We start from the raw sequence: 20,027 nt of genomic DNA, 5'->3' as shown, positions 1-20,027 counted from the left end.
CCACCAGCTCGCCGAAGGACTCCTCCTGGTCCCGGCCGAAGCTCAGGACCTCGTCGTCGCGCAGCCGCCGCAGCGACCGCCAGATGCTGGACTTGACCGTGCCGACGCTGATGTCGAGGATCTCGGCGATCTCCGGGTCGGTGCGGCCTTCGTAGTAGCGCAGGACCAGCATCGTGCGCTGCAGTTCGGGAAGGCGGGCCAGGGCCTGCCAGAGAACCGCCCGCAGCTCCGTACCCCGCATCGCGTCCGTGTCGCCCGCCGTCTCCGGCAGCTCCTCGGTCGGGTACTCGTTCAGCTTGCGGCGGCGCCACGCGCTGATGTGCAGGTTCGTCATGGTGCGGCGGAGGTACCCCCCGACCGCCGCCTTGTCACTGATGCGGTCCCACGCCCGGTACGTCGAGAAGAGGGCGCTCTGGAGCAGGTCCTCGGCCTCGAAACGGTCACCGGTCAAGTGGTAGGCGGTTGCGTACAGGGAGGCGCGGCGCTCCTGGACGTAGGCCGTGAACTCGGCCTCCGACAAGGAAGTGCGACGCTGCTCCCCCGATTCCTCCCTGTACGCGGCTCCCCCGTGAGCTCCCCCGTCGGAAACCGCCTCGTGCGTGTCAACCACCGTCATGTACACGGTGTGCTGACGCCCGGTGCCGCGAGCGCACCCCCGCCCGCTCACGGCACCGGACTTCTCGGACCGGTTCGCTACGACGTCGTGCAGACGCGTGACAACTGCGCTTGAGGTGGTGCTGTGCAGCGTGTTCATCTCGCGCCCCCCGTCGTGGAGTCCGGTGCTTTTTCCGTCAGATCCTGCTGATCGCGGTGTTCGTTCCTTGCGATGTCCAAAAGCTTGCCCGGGCGACTTCATGACGGTGTCCGTCGACTGTCACAGACCTGTCACAGCGCCCGAGGTAGTGCGGGTCACGTGTGGGAGCGCTCCAGCGGTCGAACTAAGGGCCTCCTATGGGCCAGAATGGCGCTCGTGCCTTCCCTGTTGCTGATCGAGGACGACGACGCCATCCGCACGGCCCTGGAGCTGTCTCTTACGCGCCAGGGCCATCGGGTTGCCACCGCTGCCACCGGCGAGGACGGTCTGAAGCTGTTGCGCGAGCAGCGGCCGGATCTGATCGTTCTCGATGTGATGCTGCCCGGCATCGACGGGTTCGAGGTGTGCCGGCGCATCCGGCGCACGGACCAGTTGCCGATCATCCTGCTCACCGCGCGCAGCGATGACATCGATGTGGTGGTGGGCCTGGAGTCGGGGGCCGACGACTACGTCGTGAAACCGGTGCAGGGGCGCGTCCTGGACGCCCGGATCCGGGCCGTGCTGCGGCGCGGCGAGCGGGAGGCCAACGACGCGGCGGCGTTCGGCTCGCTGGTCATCGACCGGGCCGCGATGACCGTCACCAAGAACGGCGAGGACCTGCAACTGACGCCCACCGAGCTGCGGTTGCTGCTCGAACTGAGCAGGCGTCCCGGCCAGGCCCTGTCGCGGCAGCAGCTGCTGCGGCTGGTGTGGGAGCACGACTACCTCGGTGACTCGCGGCTCGTCGACGCCTGTGTGCAGCGGCTGCGCGCGAAGGTCGAGGACGTGCCGTCGTCGCCGACCCTGATCCGTACCGTGCGCGGCGTGGGCTACCGGCTGGACACGCCTCAGTGACGGAGCCGCTCGACAAGCCGGCCGACCAGCCGCACGACAAGCCCGCCGACAAGCCCCGCGGCCCGGCCGCCGCGAAGAAGGCCATCCTGGCCGGCCTGCGCTTCACCAGCCTGCGGCTGCGGCTCGTCGCCGTCTTCGCCCTGGTCGCCCTGACGGCCGCGGTGTCCGCGTCCGGGATCGCGTACTGGCTCAACCGCGAGGCGGTCCTCACCCGCACCCAGGACTCCGCGCTCAGCGACTTCCAGCAGGAGATGCAGAACCGGGCGGCCGTGCTGCCCGAGCACCCCACGCAGGGCGAGCTGCAGCACGCGGCGAACCTGATGGCGAACAGCAGCCAGCACTTCAGCGTGCTGCTGATCGGCACGGACGAGAACGGCCGCGAGGTCGTGGGCAATTCGGACCTGGACGCGTTCACGCCCGCCGACGTGCCGCGGTCGCTGCGCAAGGCGGTGAACGAGAAGCAGACGATCACCGAGAACAACAAGCACCCGTACCACCTGTACTGGCAGCGGACCACGCAGGACGACACCCCGTACCTGGTGGGCGGCGCGAAGGTGGACGGCGGGCCGACCGGTTACATGCTGAAGTCGCTGGAGCCGGAGGCCAAGGACCTCAACTCGCTGGCCTGGTCGCTCGGCATCGCCACGGCGCTGGCGCTGATCGGCTCGGCGCTGCTCGCGCAGGCCGCGGCGACGACCGTGCTCAAGCCGGTGCACCGGCTCGGGGTCGCGGCCCGCCGGCTCGGCGAGGGCAAGCTCGACACCCGTCTGCGCGTGTCCGGCACGGACGAACTCGCCGAGCTGTCCCGGACGTTCAACGGCGCCGCCGCCAGCCTGGAGAAACGGGTCGCCGACATGCGGGCCCGCGACGAGGCCTCGCGCCGCTTCGTGGCCGACATGTCGCACGAGCTGCGCACCCCGCTCACCGCGATCACCGCGGTCACCGAGGTCCTGGAGGAGGAGCTCGACGCCGAGACCGGGTCCGTGGACCCGATGATCGAGCCCGCCGTGCGGCTGGTGGTCAGCGAGACCCGCCGGCTGAACGGCCTGGTCGAGAACCTGATGGAGGTCACCCGCTTCGACGCGGGCACCGCACGGCTCGTCCTCGACTACGTCGACATCGCCGACCAGATCACCGCCTGCATCGACGCCCGCGCCTGGCTGGACGCCGTCGACCTCGACGCGGAGCGCGGCAACATGGCCCGCCTCGACCCGCGCCGGCTCGACGTCATCCTCGCCAACCTGATCGGCAACGCCCTCAAGCACGGCGGCTCGCCGGTGCGGGTCTCCGTGCGCACCGAGGGCGACGAACTCGTCATCGACGTGCGCGACCACGGTCCCGGCATCCCCGAGGACGTCCTGCCGCACGTCTTCGACCGGTTCTACAAGGCGAGCGCGTCGCGGCCGCGGTCGGAGGGCAGCGGCCTCGGGCTCTCCATCGCCATGGAGAACGCGCACATCCACGGCGGCGAGATCACCGCCGCCAACTCCCCGGACGGCGGCGCCGTGTTCACGCTGCGGCTGCCGCGCGACGCCTCGCCGCTGACCGAGACGCCGCCCGACGACGGTGACGACACCAAGGGATCACAGGAAGGCGGTGTCACCAAGTGAGGCTGCGCGTACGCCTGTTGGGGCTGCTCGGCATCACGTCGGTGCTGCTGGCCGGCTGTGGCATCCGGTCCACGGAGGTGCCCACCGACTTCGGTGCGGCGCCCACCCGCGTGGGCTGCTCCCTGTCCGGCTCGGACGAGGTCGAGGCACGGGCGGGCGGCGAGTTCGCGGTGCAGGTCTATCTCGTCTGTACGTCGCAGCTGGTGACGGTCGACCGCACGGTCACCGTGGACCGCAGCCAGGGCACGGACCGCGTCGTGATCGCGCAGCAGCTCCTGGAGCAGCTGGCGAAGCGCCCGCCGGCGGAGGAGCGGCAGGCCGGCTACTCGACGGACGTCCGCTCCGGCACCCGGGTCACCGGACCGCAGAAGGACGACCCGGCCGACGCCCTGCGGCTGAACACGCCGCCGGACGACCTCTCGCCGTACGCCCTGGCCCAGATCGTCTGCACGTTCGCGAACAGCCAGGTGACGGCGGAGGACGGCGAGCACGTGGTGCTCGGCGGTCCCGGTGACGACCCGCTGCGCGACTACGAGTGCTCGGACGCGGTGAAGGCACGGCCCGGACTCATCCCGGCACCCGCCGAGACCGTCGGGTGACCCGGGCCATCCCGAACCCCCCGGAACCGATCCTCCCGCCCCCGGCGTCTAGGGGGGCGTGCAGCGCCATCGCTCGGGCGGCCACAGCGCCGCCTTCCGCTTCCGTACGGCAGGGCTAGCCCTTCTCGCCGTGCATCTTCTGCTCGTCGGATGGATCACGCTGCGCCCCCTGGACGTGCCATGGGTCAGCGCCGCGAACCTGCATCCGCTGGCGGGCATCCGCGCCGATCTGGCGCTCGGCTGGCGCGAGGGGGCGAAGCGCATCGGCGAGGGACTCGCCCTGCTCGCGCCGCTCGGCGTGCTGCTCCCGCTGGCCGGTGGCCGGCTCCACGTCTCGGTGTGGGGTTCGCTGGTGCGCACGGTCGCGGCGGGCGCCCTCATCTCGCTCGGCATCGAGCTGTTGCAGACGGGGGTGCCGGGCCAGGTCGTCGACATCGACTCGCTGCTGCTCAACACGGTGGGCGTGGGGCTCGCACACCTCGCGGTGACGCCCGCCCTCAGGGCGTGGCTCCGCCGTAGGTCCGAGCGGCTTCCCCTGCCCGTGGAGGAGTCTCCTCAGGGTCGGACCCCGACGATTACCAGGGTCGGCATCGCCCCGTGAGCTGACGCTTTGCCCGGTTCGTGACCGTACCTTCGAAGACGTAGACAGCAATCCTCGAAGGTTCGCGAAGGAGCCCACCATGACCGCCCTGGCCCGCCCCACCAACGGACGGATGATCGGCGGAGTGTGCGCAGCGCTGGCACGGCGCTTCGGCACCTCCGCGACCACGATGCGCGTGATCTTCCTGCTCTCGTGTCTGCTGCCCGGCCCCCAGTTCCTGCTGTACATCGCGCTGTGGGTGCTGCTGCCGAGCGAGGGCAAGGTCCGCCAGGCCTGGTGACCCACGGCCGGTGACGGCGCACGCCGAAGGGGCGCACCCGCGGATCGCGGGTGCGCCCCTTCGGCGTTCTGCGGTGCGGGTCAGCCGCCCAGCGGCAGGCCGCCGCCGGCCAGCGGCAGGCCCTGGGTGGGCAGGCCCTGCGTGGGCAGCCCGCCGAGCAGCCCGGAGACCGGGTCGCCGCCCTCGGCGACCTTCTCGACGACGGGCTGCGCGGCGGTGAGGCCGCCGCCCAGGGCGTTGTGCGCGGCGCTCACGGCCTCCGGGCCACCGGCGGGCAGCGTGCTCGCCGCCTGCTCGAGGGGCACGGCCGAGGTCACGGAGCCGAGGGCCCCGGCGGCGTCGGGAACGGCCGGGGCGGCGTTCGCGGCACCGGCACCGGCGGCGGCGAAGGCGACACCGAGAGCGGCGACACCGAGGGTCTTGGCAGCAGACTGCTTCATGGGTCCCTTGTTCCTGATTCCTTGAAGACGGGGTTCCGTGCTGGCCAACACCCCAACCCGCCGGGGAGTTACTGGACCCTCTGCGCCACGCCCTCTCGCAACCCACCGCCGCGAAGGGAAGAACCGCAGGTCAGAGGCGCGCGGACGGCCTCGTGAACCTGAGGTGACAGTATGTCGATCTTCGTCAACACCAGGTTGACCGGAAGGGTGGGTTCCGATTGGTTCGGCCTACTGGAACAGCCACTCCGCGCGCAGCTCGGCGTACCGCGGCTTGACCACGTCGTTGATCATGGCGAGGCGCTCGTCGAACGGGATGAACGCCGACTTCAACGCGTTCACCGTGAACCATTCGAAGTCCGTCAGCGAGTAACCGAACGTCTCGGCCAGCAGTCCGAACTCGCGGCTCATGGAGGTCCCCGACATGAGCCTGTTGTCCGTGTTGACCGTGACGCGGAAGCGCAGCTTGCGCAGCAGCCCGATGGGGTGCTCGGCGAGGGAGCTCGCCGCGCCCGTCTGGAGGTTGGACGACGGGCACATCTCCAGCGGGACGCGCTTGTCACGGACGTACGAGGCGAGCCGGCCCAGCTGGACGCCGCCGTCGGCCTCGACCTTGATGTCGTCGATGATGCGCACGCCGTGCCCGAGCCGGTCGGCGCCGCACCACTGCAGGGCCTGCCAGATGGAGGGCAGGCCGAACGCCTCGCCCGCGTGGATCGTGAAGTGGTTGTTCTCGCGCTTGAGGTACTCGAACGCGTCGAGGTGGCGGGTGGGCGGGAAGCCCGCCTCGGCGCCCGCGATGTCGAAGCCGACGACGCCCGAGTCGCGGTAGCGGTTGGCGAGTTCGGCGATCTCCAGGGCGCGGGCCGCGTGCCGCATCGCGGTGAGCAGCGCGCCGACCCGGATGCGGTGCCCGTTCGCCTTCGCGCGGCGCTCGCCCTCGCGGAAGCCCTCGTTGACCGCCTCGACGACCTCCTCGAGGGTGAGGCCCCGCTCCAGGTGCTGCTCCGGCGCGTAGCGGATCTCGGCGTAGACGACGCCGTCCTCGGCGAGGTCCTCGGCGCACTCGGCGGCGACCCGGAAGAGGGCCTCCTTGGCCTGCATGACGGCGCAGGTGTGCGCGAACGTCTCCAAGTACCGCTCCAGGGAACCGGAGTCGGCCGCCTCACGGAACCAGATGCCCAGCTTGTCGGGGTCGGTCTCGGGCAGGTTCTCGTAGCCCTGCTCGCGCGCCAGATCGACGATCGTGCCCGGGCGCAGGCCGCCGTCGAGGTGGTCATGGAGGAGGACCTTGGGCGCGCGGCGGATCTGCTCGGGGGTCGGCACCTGGCGGCCGTCGGGGTTCGCGGTGGTCTGGCTCGTCATTTCGGCACTCTAACTCCTACGCGCGTAGATCGCGCCGGTTCGTTGTCGGTTCGTTGCCGACGGAGCACCGGGTCAAGATCGGTCGATACGTAACAGTGACCCTGCGGACGGGTGGCGTACATCAGGGCTTCTGACACTGTTCTGTCATGCAGCAGCAAGCGACGCCGGTCCGTGCGGCCAGGCTCGGCAAGGCGGTCGGCCCCGTGCCGAGGGCGGTCAGCGGCGTGGTGCTGCTGCTGCCCCCGGGCGAGGAGACGTCCACCCGCAGACCGTCGCCCCTTGCCGCCCCGGCCATACGCTCCCTCGCCCGCCGCCTCACGCGCGCGGGCCGGGACGACGGCCTGGTCGCGCACGTCGTGCACTACCGGGTCCGCGGCTGGAACGGGGCGCAGGCCGGGCTCGCCCGGGACGCCGAGTGGGCGGCCGACGAGGTCGTGCGCCGGTACGGGGACGTGCCGGTGTGTCTGCTCGGCGTCGACATGGGCGGACGCGCGGCGCTGCACGCGGGCGGCCACCCGGCCGTCAACTCCGTGCTGGCGCTCGCCCCCTGGCTGCCGGAGGACGATGTCGCGGCGCCGCCCGAACCGGTGAAGCAGCTCGCGGGGCGGCGGGTCCTGATCGTGCACGGCACCGACGACCGGCGCACGGACCCGGAGCTGTCGTTCCGGCTGGCCGGGCGGGCGAAGAAGGCGAACCGGGACGTGTGCCGGTTCGAGGTGCACTCGGACGGGCACAGTCTGGCCGGGCACCGGCCCGAAGTCACCGCGCTCGCCGCCGACTTCACGCTCGGCACGCTCTTCGGCCACCCGTTCTCCCGGCCGCTGCAGGACGCGCTCGCGGCGCCGCCGCCGATCGGGCTGCGGATGCCGCTCGCGGCCGGGTTCGGTCAGTCGCTGGGGAGGTAGTCCCCGGCGTCCGTGACGTGCCCGGCGTCCGCGGCGTTCCCGGACGCGGCGAGCAGCGCGCCGAGGACCCGCGGCGCGTCGTTCTCCCCCGCGAGGACCAGGACCGTGCGGTCGCCGTCGGCGCACTCCACGACGACGGGGGGCTCGCGCCGGCTCGGCGGCGTGAACGGCGGGTCCCCCACGAGGAGTTCACGCACCCGGCGCACCGTGAGGGTGGCCGGGAGCGGGGCGAGCGCGACCTTCCCCGCGGGGTCCGGGGTGGCCGTCGGGGGGCCGTCGCCGATCACCAGGCAGTCGTAGCCCGGCCTGCTGTAGGGCACGTCGCCGTGCACCACCGCGCGCAGCACCCGCCGCCCGGCGGGCGGCACCGGGACGACCCTCGCCGGGCCCCGGCGGCCGCGCCGCACCGACCACCAGCACACCAGGACCGAGAACAGCAGCGCCGGGACGACGGCGCCCGCGGTGAACCGCAGCCCCGCCCACACGTCGGAGCCCAGGAGCACGACCGGGAAGCCGGTGCACGCGACGAGGAGGCCCGTCACGAACCCGACGATGTGGCCCCAGGGGTACCGGTCGCCCGCGCGCACCGGCCGGCGGCGGCTGCGCGCCCAGAACGAGAGGGCGCCGAGCCCGCCGGCCAGCGCCGCCACCGCGAACGCGCCGGGCAGCCGGCCGTCGTGCACCCGGGACAGCGCGGCCTGCTGCGTACGGTCACCGAACCGGACCGCCCTGACCTGGTCCTTCCAGTACGTGACGGTGACCCGGTCACCGCGGCGCACCGCGTCGTGGACCGGACCGGGGTCGAGGAGCTCGACCCGGTGGTCGTCGCCCGCGGGGGCACCGGCGGCCCGCAGCCGCAGGGAGAAGCGGGCGTTCCGGTCGTCGGAGTCGCGGCCCTTGGCCGTGACGGTCTCCGGGACGGCGGCCCGGCAGGTGTCGGCGCGGGTGCCCGCGGGGCAGTCGGGGGCCGCCGCGTACGCCCGGTTGTCCGCCTCGGCGAGCGGGACGAGGGCGAACAGGACGGCGCCGGCCAGGGCGAGGAACAGGCCCGTCAGGCCGAACCGCCGCGCCCTGAGCGCCCAGTCACCGGATGTTCCGGAACCGTCTCCCACCGTGTCCTGCCCGCCCGTCGTCCCTCGGCCGTCCGCCGCCGCCTCCCGGCATGGTGGCACGGGTGGGCTACTCCAGCCCCGTCTGCTCCGGCAGCAGCCGCCCCCGCCGGGACAGCAGGAACTTCTTGAACGCGGCGACCGGCGGGGTGTCCGGGTGGCCGTCGAGCCAGGCCACCCCGATCTCCCGGACCGCCCGCTGCCCGGTCACGGCCAGCTCCACAACGCCGGGGCGCGGCACGGCCGGTGGCGGCAGCAGGGCCACCCCGAGCCCCGCCGCGACCAGGCCCCGCAGCGTCTCCGCCTCCTCGCCCTCGAACGCGATCCGCGGCTTGAAGCCCGCCTCCGCGCACAGGTCGTCGGTGATGCGGCGCAGCCCGTAGCCGGGCTCCAGGGTGACGAACACCTCGTCGGCGGTCTCGGCGAGGCGGATGCGCTTGCGGGTCGCGAGGCGGTGGTCCTCGGGGACGACGAGGCGCAGCCGCTGCTCGTCGAGGCGGCGGGCCACCAGGCCGGGGGCGTCCGGCACCGGAGAGGTGAGGCACAGGTCGAGCTCGCCCGCGCGCAGCCGCTCCAGCATGGCCTCGCCGTAGTTCTGGACGAGGCTGAAGCGGATCCGGGGATGGTCGGCGCGGAAGGCGCGGATCAGGCCGGGCACCGTCTCCGTCCCCATGGTGTGCAGGAAGCCGAAGGCGACCTTGCCCGATTCCGGGTCGGCGTCGGCGCGGACGGACTCGGCCGCCTTCTCCACCTCGCCGAGGGCCCGCTCGACCGAGCCGAGGAAGGTGCGGCCCGCGGGCGTGAGCGACACCGTGCGGCCGTGCCGGGCGAACAGGTCGACGCCCAGGTCCTGTTCGAGCCGGACCATCGCGCGCGACAGCGTCGACTGCGGGACGTTCAGCTCCTGCGCGGCGCGGGTCACGTGCTCGGTGCGGGCGACCGCGGCGAAGTAGGAGAGCCGCGGCGCGAGCAGGGTGACCATGTCTTCTGCGTCACTGGACGGTGACGGGCGCCGCTGTGACCTCTGCTCATGCTCCATGGGAACGATTATGGAGTGTTCATGCATTGGACGCATGAGTCGGGCGGTCCTACCTTCGTCGGTATGTCTCCTGCCAGTAGCCGGGCGGCCGCCACTCCTGCGGTCGCCGCCCCCGTCCCTTCACCTTCCTCCGGTGACACCCGCATGAGTCCGGGCGGGCCCGGCTACCGCCGGATGAGCTTCGCCCTGTTCCTCGCCGGTGTCGCGACCTTCGCGCTGCTCTACTCCACGCAGGCCCTGCTCCCCCTCGTCTCCGCCGACTTCGGCGCCAGCGCGAGCGCGGCGAGCTGGACGGTGTCCGGTGCGACCGGCGCGCTCGCGCTGTGCGTGCTGCCGCTGAGCGCCCTGTCGGAGCGGTTCGGGCGGCGCACGGTGATGACGGCCTCCCTGTCGGTGGCGGTCACGCTCGGGCTGCTGGTCCCCTTCGCGCCGAACCTCGGGGTGCTGATCGCGCTGCGGGCGCTGCAGGGCGCGGCGCTGGCCGGGCTGCCGGCCTCGGCGATGGCGTACCTCGCGGAGGAGGTGCGGCCGAAGGCGCTGGTCGCGGCCATCGGCCTGTTCGTCGCGGGCAACTCCATCGGCGGCATGAGCGGCCGGGTCATCGGCGGCTGGATCGCGCAGGCGTGGGGCTGGCGGGCGGCCGTCGGCACCATCGGGGTGATCGCGGTGGTCTGCGCGATCGCCTTCCGGATGCTGCTGCCCGCGCCGCGCAACTTCACGCCGGGCTCGCTGCGGCCCCGGGCGCTCGCCCGGACGGTCGGCGGCCACCTCGCCAACCCGCTGCTGCGCCGCCTGTACGTGATCGGCGCACTGTTCATGACGGTGTTCGGCGCGGTCTACACGGTGATCGGCTACCGGCTCACGGCCGCCCCGTTCTCCCTGCCCCAGGGCGTCGTCGGCTCGATCTTCCTGATCTACCTCGTGGGCACGGCCTCGTCGGCGGCGGCCGGGAAGCTGGTCGCGCGGCTCGGGCGGCGCGGCACCCTGTACCTGGCCGCGGGCACCACGACGGCGGGCCTGCTGCTCGCCCTGGTGCCCCAACTGCTCGTCGTGCTGCTCGGGTTGATGCTGATCACGGCGGGCTTCTTCGCCGGGCACGCGACCGCCTCGTCGTCCGTCAGCCACACCGCCACGCACGGCAGGGCGCAGGCGTCGGCGCTCTACCAGTCCGCGTACTACATCGGCTCCAGCGTCGGCTCGGCCGTCGGCGCCGTCGCCTTCCACGCGGCGGGCTGGGGCGGCACGGTCGCCCTCGGATTCGTCGCGGTGCTCGGCGTCGTCTCGATCACGGTGTGGGGCACGTACGCGGCGCGGGCCACGGCCCGCGGGACGGTGCGCGGAGCGGCGCACGCGCACTGAGACCGCCTGGCCACTCCTGGTGGCAGGCGTCCCTCGCATGACCACCTCACCCCTCGGACCTGCGCATTTCGCCGGTCCGGGGGCCGTTGTCAGTGGGCTGCGGTAGCTTGCGGAGTGCTGGGACTCACAGCTGCTTGGGGGCGTTGGACAATGAGCGACACCGCGACGAAGGCCGGACTCGAAGACCTGGAGAAGTACCGGGTCGAGCTGACCGGGTACTGCTATCGGATGCTGGGCTCGGCGTTCGAGGCCGAGGACGCCGTGCAGGACACGATGGTGCGGGCCTGGCGCAGCTTCGACAAGTTCGAGGGCCGCTCCTCGCTGCGCTCCTGGCTGTACCGGATCGCGACGAACGTCTGCCTGGACCTGCTGAACGCGGGGAACAAGCGGGCCCGTCCGATGGACCTGACGGCCGCCGCGCCGCTCGCGCAGGCCGCACTGAATCCGCGCCCCGACAATGTCTGGCTGGAGCCGATGCCCGACGCCCGTGTCCTGCCGACCGTGCACGATCCGGCCGAGGCGGCCGTGGCCCGCGAGTCCGTGCGGCTCGCGTTCGTCGCGGCCCTGCAGCAACTGCCGTCGAAGCAGCGGGCGGTGCTGATCCTGCGCGAGGTCCTGGCCTGGAAGGCGCAGGAGGTCGCGGAGCTGCTCGACACCTCGGTGGCGTCGGTGAACAGCGCGCTGCAGCGGGCCCGCGCCACGCTCGCGGACGCACCCCCCGCCGACTCGGCGACGGCGAACCCGCTCGACGAGGAGCAGCAGAAGCTCCTGGAGCGCTACGTCACGGCCTTCGAGGGCTATGACATGAAGGCGCTCACCGAGCTCCTCGCCGAGGACGCCGTCATGACGATGCCGCCGTTCGACCTCTGGCTGCGCGGCACGGACGACATCACGGGCTTCATGCTCACGCTCGGCCACGAGTGCGAGGGCTCCCGCCTGCTGCCGGTCTCGGCGAACGGGACGCCGGCGTTCGCCCACTACAAGCCCGACCCGGAGAACGGCGGGTTCACGCCGTGGGCGATCCAGGTCCTGGAGATCTCAGAGGGCCGGATCGCCGGATTCCACTGCTTCCTGGACCTCAGCAAGCGGTGGTTCCCGCTGTTCGGCGTCCCGGAGCACCTCGACGCCTGAGTCGTCCGCCCCGGGCGCCTCGGCTCTCAGCACACCGGCAAGACCGGCGAGTTGGATCAGCAGGGCCAGCTTCGGGGACGGATCGCGCAGCCTGATCCGTCCCCCGGCCCGGCGGGCCGCGAGCTGCATCCGGGCGAGGGCGTCGATGGTCGCGAGGTCGGCGCCGGTCACCCCGGAGACGTCGACGACCACGGTCGGTGTGATCGCCCGGGCGGCGAGGACGCGCTCGCACAACCCGGGTGCGTCGCCGGGTCGGACGGGCCCGGCGACCACCACGACAGAAGGAGACGAGGAAGCAGCCACGTAATCAGGACCGGGCGGCGGGCCGGAACTCATCGGTGCCGTCCGGATACGCGGCGTGTGCTGGGTCACGTTGAGCTGGATCAACGTTGACCTGCGGTTCGTTCGCGGCCGAGGGTGGGGTACGTGCAGGGGGTACTCAACGGATTCGCGGTCATCGCGGTCGTCATCGCGGTCGGTTACGTGATCGGGCGGCGCGGCTATCTCGGCGACGGCGGCCGCGAGGTCCTCACCAAGCTGGCCTTCCACGTGGCGACGCCCGCCCTGCTCTTCACGATGCTCGCCAAGGCCGACCTGTCCCTGATCCTCTCGCCGAGCCTGCTGGTCACCGCGCTGTCCACGGTGGCGGTGGCGAGCGTCTTCGTGACGGTGGGGGTCGTGCGCCGCTGGGGCGTGGGCCGCACCACGATCGGCGCGCTCTGCTCCTCGTACGTGAACTCGGGGAACCTGGGCATCCCGATCGCGGTGTACGTGCTGGGCGACGCGTCGCTCGTGGCGCCGGTCCTGCTCTTCCAGCAGATCGTGGTGACCCCGGTCGCCCTGACGATCCTGGACCTGGCGGAGGCGTCGTCCGGGCCGCGGCTCACGTGGGCGCAGCGCCTCTTCACGCCGTTCCGCAATCCGATCGCGATCGGTTCGCTGTCCGGGGTGCTGGTGTCGGCGACGGGTTGGACGGTGCCCTCCCCCGTCTTCGACCCGCTGGAACTGATCGCGAACATGTCGGTCCCGGCGATCCTGATCGCGTTCGGGATCTCGCTGTGCGGCAGTTCCTGGCCGGGCGGCCGGGGCGCGGACCGGGTGCCGGTGCTGCTGTCGACGTCCCTCAAGGCGATCGGCCAGCCGCTGGCGGCCTGGGCGCTGGCCTCGTTCGTCTTCGGCCTGCACGGCGCCCGTCTCCTGGACGTCGTGGTGACCTCGGCGCTCCCGGCGGCCCAGAACCTCTTCACGTACGCGAGCCGATATCGGGTGGGCGAGCGGCTGGCCCGGGAGTCGATCCTGCTGTCGACGATGGTCTCGGTGCCGGTGCTGGTCGTGGTGGCGGCGCTGCTGGGGTGACGTCAGTCGTTGAGGGGGAGCCCGTTGGTGTCGAGGGTGACGTCGAAGGGGGCGGGCAGCCTGAGCTCCTCGCCGTACTCGACGGAGGCCAGCACCCGGTAGGTGCCGTTCGCGGGCTCACCGTAGAGGGTCGCGGTCGGACGACCGGAGTGCCACGGGTCGAGGAGCAGATAGAGCGGGACGCCCGCCTTGGCGTAGCCGTGGGCCTTCTTGACCCGGTCGTGGTTGGCGTTGCTCGGTGAGGTGATCTCCACGACCAGTTCTGCCTCGGCGGCCTGGACACGCCGGCGTTCCCGCAAGGCGGCCCGCGGGACCACGCAGAGGTCGGGGATGTAGAGGCCCTTGGCGTCGGCGGCGACCAGGCCCAGGGTCTGGTAGATCCCGTAGTCATCAGTGACCACGCTGTAGAGAAGGCGCTGGACCAGCTCAGCAGCATCGTTGTGCTCTTCGGAAGGCGGCGGTGCCAAGGTGACGATCCCCTCGATGATCTCCACCTTGCAGCCCTCGGGGGCGTCCGTCTCCTCCCAGACACGGACGGTCGCGTCCCAGTCCGAGCCGGCGGACGGCCCGGGCTCGACGGCGAGTGCGCTCATGGCGGTGCTCCTTCGGTCGTCACCGATACCAGCATGCCGAACGGGACCGGCGCGGGTCCACCGATCCCGTTCACCCGAAAGGGACGCCTCGGAGAAATCCCCAGGTCAGCCGATACGTTCCAGCACGATCGGGCCCGCCGTGAACTCCGTCCCCGCGGGCGCGATGTCGTACGCGCCGTCGAGCGCCTCCAGGGCGTACGCGAAGCGCTCGGGGGTGTCCGTGTGCAGGGTCAGCAGGGGGCGGCCCGCGACGACCGGGTCGCCCGGCTTCGCATGCAGTTCGATGCCGGCGGCGGCCTGCACCGGGTCCTCCTTGCGGGCCCGCCCGGCGCCGAGCCGCCAGGCCGCGAGGCCCACCGAGAGGGCGTCGAGCCGGGTGAGGACGCCGGACCGCGGCGCCGTCACGACGTGCGTCTCGCAGGCCACCGGCAGCGCGGCCGAGGGGTCACCGCCCTGCGCCGCGATCATCCGCCGCCACGCGTCCATCGCCGAGCCGTCCGCGAGGGCCTTCGCCGGGTCGGCGTCCTTCAGGCCGGCCGCGTCGAGCATCTCGCGGGCCAGGGCGAGGGTGAGCTCGACGACGTCGGCGGGGCCGCCGCCGGCCAGCACCTCGACGGATTCCCGTACTTCGAGCGCGTTGCCCGCGGTCAGGCCGAGCGGGGTGTTCATGTCCGTCACGAGCGCGACCGTCGGCAGACCGTGGTCGGCGCCCAACCCGACCATCGTGGCCGCGAGTTCCCGGGCCTGGTCGAGCTCGCGCATGAAGGCGCCCGTGCCGACCTTCACGTCGAGCACGAGGGAGCCGGTGCCCTCCGCGATCTTCTTCGACATGATCGAGGAGGCGATCAGCGGGATGCAGTCCACGGTCGCCGTGACGTCGCGCAGCGCGTAGAGCTTCTTGTCGGCGGGGGCGAGGCCGCTGCCGGGCGCGCAGATCACGGCGCCCACGTCCTCCAGGGTCCGCATCATCTCCTCGTTCGAGATGTCCGCGCGCCAGCCGGGGATCGCCTCCAGCTTGTCGAGGGTGCCGCCGGTGTGGCCGAGACCCCGTCCCGACAGCTGCGGCACGGCCGCGCCGCAGGCCGCGACGAGGGGGGCGAGCGGCAGCGTGATCTTGTCCCCGACGCCGCCCGTGGAGTGCTTGTCGGCGGCGGGCCGCGCGAGGACCGAGAAGTCCATCCGCTCGCCGGAGTCGATCATCGCGGCCGTCCAGCGGGCGATCTCCGCGCGGTCCATCCCGTTCAGGAAGATCGCCATGGCCAGGGCCGACATCTGCTCGTCGGCGACCTCGCCCCGTGTGTACGCGTCGACGACCCAGTCGATCTGGGCGTCGCTGAGGCGGCCCCGGTCCCGCTTCGTACGGATGACGGAGATGACGTCCATGGCTTTCCTTCCGGCTCGGGCGTGCGAGGTGCGCGCGTGGATCCCGCCGACTCTACGCGCATAGACGCCGCAGGTGAAGACGTCCGGGCGACGGCCGACGCATCACCGTCGACGACCCGCCCGGCGGGAACAAGCGGCTGCGCAACGCGGTGACCCCGGGGGCCCCACCACGCGTCGGGCCCGGCACCGCGAGAGCGGTACCGGGCCCGACGCGCGTACGGGAACCGTCAGTTCAGGTGCTCGGGGCCGAACGCGTCCGGCAGCATCTCCGCCAGCGTCCGCACCCCGCCCGGCGTCTCCAGGAGCAGCTCCCGGCCGCCGAACTCGTACAGCAGCTGGCGGCAGCGGCCGCACGGCATGAGCAGGTCGCCCTTGCCGTCCACGCACGTGAAGTGCGTCAGCCGCCCGCCGCCCGTGAGCTGCAGCTGCGAGACCAGCCCGCACTCGGCGCACAGTCCTATGCCGTACGAGGCGTTCTCGACGTTGCAGCCGGTGACCGTGCGGCCGTCGTCGACGCGGGCCGCCGCACCGACCGGGAAGCCCGAGTACGGGGCGTACGCACGGGACATGGCCTCGCGCGCGGCCGCCCGCAGGGCCTCCCAGTCGGTGTCGGTCACTTGCCCTGTCCCTTCCGGTACGGCTGTCCGTTCGCCTTCGGCATGCGCAGCCGTTGGGCCGAGAGTGCCAGAACCAGCATGGTCAGGACGTACGGCATCGCCGTGGCGACCTGGCTCGGCACCGAGTCCGTGGACGCGTACCAGAAGAAGAGCAGCACCGAGACGGCGAGCGTCACGACGCCGCCCACGTACTTCTTCTTCCAGATCAGCCAGGCCACCGCGAGCAGCGCCAGGATCGCGATCAGCAGGAGCAGCGCGTGCGTGTTCTCCGTGCCGCCGCGGACCTTGAGGGTGTCGCTGTAACCGAACAGGCCCGCGCCCAGGGCGAGTCCGCCCGGCATCCAGTTGCCGAAGATCATCGCGGCGAGACCGATGTAGCCGCGGCCGCCGGTCTGGCCCTCCAGGTAGTAGTTGGAGGAGACCATGGAGAGGAAGGCGCCGCCGAGACCGGCCAGCGCGCCGGAGATGATCACGGCCAGGTACTTGTACTTGATCACGTTGACGCCGAGCGACTCGGCCGCGATCGGGTTCTCACCGCAGGAGCGCAGGCGCAGACCGAACGAGGTGCGCCACAGGATCCACCAGGAGAGCGGGACCAGGGCGACAGCGATCAGCGTCAGCCAGGACACCCGGGTCATCACGCCGCCGAGCAGGCCGGCGAGGTCGGATATCAGGAAGTAGCCCTGCTTGTTGAGGTCGCCGAGGGCGTCCGCGAGGCCGGGGACCGTGAACTCGCCGAGGCTCGGCACCGCGGGCGACTGGCGGGAGGTGGCCCCCTCCATGCCGTCGTAGGTGAGGACCGAGAGGTAGCGGGTGGCGCCGAGGGCCAGGATGTTGATGGCCACACCGGAGACGATGTGGTTCACGTTGAAGGTGACCGTCGCGAGGGCGTGCACCAGGCCGCCGATCGCGCCGCCGATCAGGGCGGCGACGACACCGGTCCACGGACCCCACTGGTAGCCGGCCCAGGCACCGAACCAGGTGCCGAGGATGAGCATGCCCTCCAGGCCGATGTTGACCACACCGGCCCGCTCGGCCCACAGACCGCCCAGACCGGCCATGCCGATCGGGACGGCGAGGCGCAGCGCCGTGGACATCTGGCTGACGGAGGTGAGGCCGTCGGCGTCGGTGATCAGCCGGACCGCCGAGACCAGGCAGAGCAGCCCGGCGATGATCAGGAGCAGGACGGGAAGGCTGAGCTTGCGCCGGGTCGCCGGGGCGGCGGCCGGCGTCTTGTCGAGTGCGGGAGCCGTGCTCATCGGGCCGCCACCTCCTTCTTCGTGTCGTTGGTGTCGTCGCTGTCGCTGTCGGTGGTGCCGAGGACGTGGCCCGCGGCGAGTTCGGCACCGACGCGCTGTTGCTGGCGGCGGGTGCCCCAGACGCGGACCGACTCGTAGGAGACGACCACGGCGATCACGATCAGGCCCTGCATGATCGTGGCGATCTCGGAGCTGTAGCCCTGGAGGTCGAGCGGGTCGGCCGCGTTGAACAGCCAGGACAGCAGCAGCGAGGCGAGCGCCATGCCCGCCGGGCTGTTGCGGCCGAGCAGCGCCACGGTGATGGCGTTGAAGCCGAGCGAGGCCGGGAAGGAGTCGGAGAAGGTGTGCGTCGAGCCGAGCAGCGTCGGCAGGCCGGCGAGGCCCGCGATCGCGCCCGACAGGAGCATCGCGGTGAGGACCATCTTCTTCGCCGAGACGCCGGAGGCGGCGGCCGCGGACTCGGAGGCGCCCGAAGCGCGCAGGTCGAAGCCGAACCGGGTGCGGTTGAGCATCAGCCAGTAGATGACGCCGAGGGCGACGCCGACGATGACGAAGCCGTAGATCGTGCCGACGCCCTCGCCCATGTCGATGCCCGGGAACCAGCCGGCCTTGTCCATCTCGCCGGTGGTCCGGTTGTTGCCGACGGCGACGCCGAAGGCGTCCTCCAGGGTGAGGTAGGAGATCACCGACGCGGCGATGGAGTTGAGCATGATCGTGGAGACGACCTCGCTCACGCCGCGGGTCACCTTGAGGACACCGGCGATGCCGGACCAGATCGCGCCCGTGACCGCGGCCGACAGGATGAGCAGCGGGATCTGCAGGAACGCCGGGAAGGCGATGTGCGCGCCGACGATGGCGGTAACGCAGGCGGCGAGCCGGTACTGGCCCTCGACGCCGATGTTGAAGAGGTTCATCCGGAAGCCGACGGCCACGGCGAGCGCGCCGATGTAGAGACCGGCGGCGTCATTGATGATGAGGACCTGGACGTCGGAGAACGTCGCCTGCTCGAACATGATCGAGAACGGCTCGAAGGGGTTCTCCCCGGAGGCCGCGAGCACGATCGAGGTCAGCGCGAACGCCACGACCAGGGCGATGACGGGACCGGCCGCCGCGAGCAGGACCCGCTCGGAATCCCAGCGCTTGAAGATGTTCATGGTCAGGCACCGTCTTCCGTGTGCTCCAGGTGGCCCGAGGCGGCACCGGTCATGGCGGATCCCAGCTCTTCCGGGGTGATGGAGGCCGGGTCTGCGTCGGCGACCAGGCGGCCGTCGTAGATGACCCGGAGGGTGTCGGACAGGCCGATCAGTTCGTCGAGGTCGGCCGAGATGAGCAGCACGGCCAGCCCTTCGCGGCGGGCCTCGCGGATCTGGTCCCAGATCTGGGCCTGCGCGCCGACGTCCACGCCGCGGGTGGGGTGGGCGGCGATCAGGAACTTCGGGCTGTGCGACATCTCGCGGCCGACGATCAGCTTCTGCTGGTTGCCGCCGGAGAGGGAGGCCGCCGTCACGTCGATGCCGGGGGTGCGGACGTCGTACTCCTTGACGATCCGCTCGGTGTCGGCCTGCGCGGCCTTCGGGTCGAGCCACATGCCCTTGGAGTTGGGGGCCTCGGTGACGTGGCCGAGGATCCGGTTCTCCCACAGCGGGGCGTCCAGGAGGAGGCCGTGGCGGTGGCGGTCCTCGGGGATGTAGCCGACGCCGGACTCGCGGCGCCTGCGCGTGGGCCAGCCGGTGACGTCGTCGCCGAGCAGGCGGACGGTGCCGCTGTCGGCCTGCTCCAGGCCGATCAGGGTCTCGATCAGCTCGGTCTGGCCGTTGCCCTCGACACCCGCGAGGCCGAGCACCTCGCCGGCGTGGATCGTGAAGGAGATGCCGTCGAGCAGCGGCTTGCCGCCGCCGGGGGCGGCCAGGCGCAGCTCCTCGACCTGGAGGACCGGGCGGTCGGTGACGGTGGAGTCCGCGGTCTCGGGCGTCGGGAGTTCGCTGCCGACCATCAGCTCGGCGAGCTGCTTGGAGGTCGTCTCGGCGGGGACGGCCGTGCCGACGGTCGTGCCGCGCCGGATCACGGTGATCTCGTCCGCGACGGAGAGCACCTCGCCCAGCTTGTGGGAGATGAAGATGACCGCCAGGCCCTCGGACTTGAGCTCGCGCAGGTTGTCGAAGAGCGCGTCGACCTCCTGCGGGACGAGGACGGCGGTCGGCTCGTCGAGGATCAGGGTGGTGGCGCCGCGGTAGAGGACCTTGAGGATCTCCACGCGCTGGCGGTCGGCGACGCCGAGGTCCTCGACGAGGACGTCGGGGCGCACGCCGAGGCCGTAGCGCTCGGATATCTCCAGGATCTTGCGGCGGGCCTTGCCGCCGATCCCGTACAGCTTCTCGCTGCCGAGGACCACGTTCTCCAGGACCGTGAGGTTGTCCGCCAGCATGAAGTGCTGGTGGACCATGCCGATGCCGCGGGCGATGGCGTCGGCCGGCGAGGAGTACGAGACCTGTTCGCCGTGGATGGCGATGGTGCCCTCGTCCGGCTTCTGCATGCCGTAGAGGATCTTCATGAGCGTGGACTTGCCCGCACCGTTCTCGCCGACCAGGGCGTGCACGGTGCCCTTGCGGACGGTGAGGCAGATGTCGTGGTTGGCGACGACACCGGGGAACCGCTTGGTGATGCCCTTGAGTTCTACGGCGACGGCGGTCGGCGGGGAGCTTGTCGTGGCGATGGCGCACTCTCCTGGGAAAGGGG

The 20,027-nt window shown here is 71.8% G+C and carries 21 protein-coding genes; 9 read left to right on the top strand and 12 right to left on the bottom strand.

What is annotated here, in order from left to right; all coding sequences use genetic code 11:
- The coding region (locus M4J07_RS25515; RefSeq protein ID WP_255975343.1) for a SigE family RNA polymerase sigma factor at positions 1-754 on the bottom strand (754 nt) is incomplete at its 3' end.
- Positions 755-970: 216 nt separating this feature from the next.
- Between M4J07_RS25515 and afsQ1 the strand changes: the two genes are divergently transcribed.
- The 5 genes from afsQ1 (at position 971) to M4J07_RS25490 (ending at position 4,738) form a co-directional block, all read left to right on the top strand.
- Positions 971-1,648, top strand: coding sequence for a two-component system response regulator AfsQ1 (gene afsQ1 / locus M4J07_RS25510; RefSeq protein WP_179200974.1), 678 nt, complete (start codon positions 971-973; stop codon positions 1,646-1,648).
- Positions 1,645-3,258, top strand: coding sequence for an ATP-binding protein (locus M4J07_RS25505; RefSeq protein WP_255975342.1), 1,614 nt, complete (start codon positions 1,645-1,647; stop codon positions 3,256-3,258). The genes afsQ1 and M4J07_RS25505 overlap by 4 nt, the downstream gene beginning before the upstream one ends.
- On the top strand, positions 3,255-3,857 hold the full coding sequence (locus tag M4J07_RS25500) for a hypothetical protein (protein ID WP_308284772.1): 603 nt from the start codon (positions 3,255-3,257) through the stop codon (positions 3,855-3,857). The genes M4J07_RS25505 and M4J07_RS25500 overlap by 4 nt, the downstream gene beginning before the upstream one ends.
- Positions 3,858-3,915: 58 nt before the next feature.
- Positions 3,916-4,458, top strand: a complete 543-nt coding sequence (locus M4J07_RS25495; RefSeq protein ID WP_255975341.1) for a VanZ family protein — start codon at positions 3,916-3,918, stop codon at positions 4,456-4,458.
- A 79-nt stretch (positions 4,459-4,537) separates the two neighbouring features.
- Complete coding sequence (locus tag M4J07_RS25490; RefSeq protein WP_255975340.1) at positions 4,538-4,738, top strand: PspC domain-containing protein; 201 nt, start codon at positions 4,538-4,540, stop codon at positions 4,736-4,738.
- Between the two features lie 80 nt (positions 4,739-4,818).
- On the opposite strand, the gene M4J07_RS25485 is transcribed toward M4J07_RS25490, so the two are convergent.
- Entirely contained in the window at positions 4,819-5,178 is a 360-nt protein-coding gene (locus M4J07_RS25485; RefSeq protein WP_255975339.1) for an ATP-binding protein, read from the bottom strand.
- Between the two features lie 228 nt (positions 5,179-5,406).
- Complete coding sequence (locus M4J07_RS25480; protein WP_255975338.1) at positions 5,407-6,540, bottom strand: adenosine deaminase; 1,134 nt, start codon at positions 6,538-6,540, stop codon at positions 5,407-5,409.
- 146 nt (positions 6,541-6,686) lie between these two features.
- Between M4J07_RS25480 and M4J07_RS25475 the strand changes: the two genes are divergently transcribed.
- Positions 6,687-7,445 carry an alpha/beta hydrolase gene (locus M4J07_RS25475; protein WP_255975337.1) on the top strand — a complete coding sequence of 253 codons (759 nt, stop codon included), beginning with the start codon at positions 6,687-6,689 and terminating at the stop codon, positions 7,443-7,445.
- Here M4J07_RS25475 and M4J07_RS25470 read toward each other — a convergent pair.
- Entirely contained in the window at positions 7,427-8,617 is a 1,191-nt protein-coding gene (locus M4J07_RS25470) for a hypothetical protein (RefSeq protein WP_255975336.1), read from the bottom strand. The two genes, M4J07_RS25475 and M4J07_RS25470, sit on opposite strands and share 19 nt — an antisense overlap.
- A gap of 7 nt (positions 8,618-8,624) precedes the next feature.
- Entirely contained in the window at positions 8,625-9,593 is a 969-nt protein-coding gene (locus tag M4J07_RS25465; protein ID WP_255975335.1) for a LysR family transcriptional regulator, read from the bottom strand.
- 63 nt (positions 9,594-9,656) lie between these two features.
- On the opposite strand from M4J07_RS25465, the gene M4J07_RS25460 reads away from it, so the two are divergent.
- Together M4J07_RS25460 and M4J07_RS25455 are read left to right on the top strand one after the other, a co-directional pair.
- Positions 9,657-10,952: an MFS transporter gene (locus M4J07_RS25460; RefSeq protein WP_255975334.1), complete on the top strand. Its 1,296-nt coding sequence runs from the start codon at positions 9,657-9,659 to the stop codon at positions 10,950-10,952.
- Between the two features lie 150 nt (positions 10,953-11,102).
- Positions 11,103-12,083 carry a sigma-70 family RNA polymerase sigma factor gene (locus M4J07_RS25455; RefSeq protein WP_255975333.1) on the top strand — a complete coding sequence of 327 codons (981 nt, stop codon included), beginning with the start codon at positions 11,103-11,105 and terminating at the stop codon, positions 12,081-12,083.
- On the opposite strand, the gene M4J07_RS25450 is transcribed toward M4J07_RS25455, so the two are convergent.
- A complete protein-coding gene (locus M4J07_RS25450) occupies positions 11,991-12,359 on the bottom strand; it encodes an STAS domain-containing protein (protein ID WP_255975332.1) in 369 nt (122 codons plus the stop codon). The two genes, M4J07_RS25455 and M4J07_RS25450, sit on opposite strands and share 93 nt — an antisense overlap.
- 150 nt (positions 12,360-12,509) lie before the next feature.
- Between M4J07_RS25450 and M4J07_RS25445 the strand changes: the two genes are divergently transcribed.
- Positions 12,510-13,439, top strand: coding sequence for an AEC family transporter (locus tag M4J07_RS25445; protein ID WP_255975331.1), 930 nt, complete (start codon positions 12,510-12,512; stop codon positions 13,437-13,439).
- A gap of 2 nt (positions 13,440-13,441) precedes the next feature.
- On the opposite strand, the gene M4J07_RS25440 is transcribed toward M4J07_RS25445, so the two are convergent.
- The 6 genes from M4J07_RS25440 to M4J07_RS25415 form a co-directional block, all read right to left on the bottom strand.
- A complete protein-coding gene (locus tag M4J07_RS25440) occupies positions 13,442-14,032 on the bottom strand; it encodes a Uma2 family endonuclease (RefSeq protein ID WP_255975330.1) in 591 nt (196 codons plus the stop codon).
- A gap of 105 nt (positions 14,033-14,137) precedes the next feature.
- Positions 14,138-15,415 (bottom strand): thymidine phosphorylase, encoded by a 1,278-nt coding sequence (locus M4J07_RS25435; protein ID WP_255975329.1) that lies wholly within the window; start codon positions 15,413-15,415, stop codon positions 14,138-14,140.
- Between the two features lie 227 nt (positions 15,416-15,642).
- Positions 15,643-16,032 (bottom strand): cytidine deaminase, encoded by a 390-nt coding sequence (locus tag M4J07_RS25430; protein WP_255975328.1) that lies wholly within the window; start codon positions 16,030-16,032, stop codon positions 15,643-15,645.
- Positions 16,029-17,291 (bottom strand): ABC transporter permease, encoded by a 1,263-nt coding sequence (locus M4J07_RS25425; RefSeq protein ID WP_255975327.1) that lies wholly within the window; start codon positions 17,289-17,291, stop codon positions 16,029-16,031. Before M4J07_RS25425 ends, M4J07_RS25430 begins: the two co-directional genes overlap by 4 nt.
- Positions 17,288-18,445, bottom strand: a complete 1,158-nt coding sequence (locus M4J07_RS25420; RefSeq protein ID WP_255975326.1) for an ABC transporter permease — start codon at positions 18,443-18,445, stop codon at positions 17,288-17,290. The genes M4J07_RS25425 and M4J07_RS25420 overlap by 4 nt, the downstream gene beginning before the upstream one ends.
- Before the next feature lie 2 nt (positions 18,446-18,447).
- Positions 18,448-20,004: an ABC transporter ATP-binding protein gene (locus M4J07_RS25415; RefSeq protein WP_255975345.1), complete on the bottom strand. Its 1,557-nt coding sequence runs from the start codon at positions 20,002-20,004 to the stop codon at positions 18,448-18,450.
- Positions 20,005-20,027: the final 23 nt, after the last annotated feature.

This window comes from Streptomyces longispororuber (genome assembly GCF_024448165.1).
Taxonomy (GTDB): Bacteria; Actinomycetota; Actinomycetes; order Streptomycetales; family Streptomycetaceae; genus Streptomyces; species Streptomyces longispororuber_A.
Note: the sequence above shows the minus strand (reverse complement) of the source record. Positions and strands in the feature narration are given on the sequence as shown.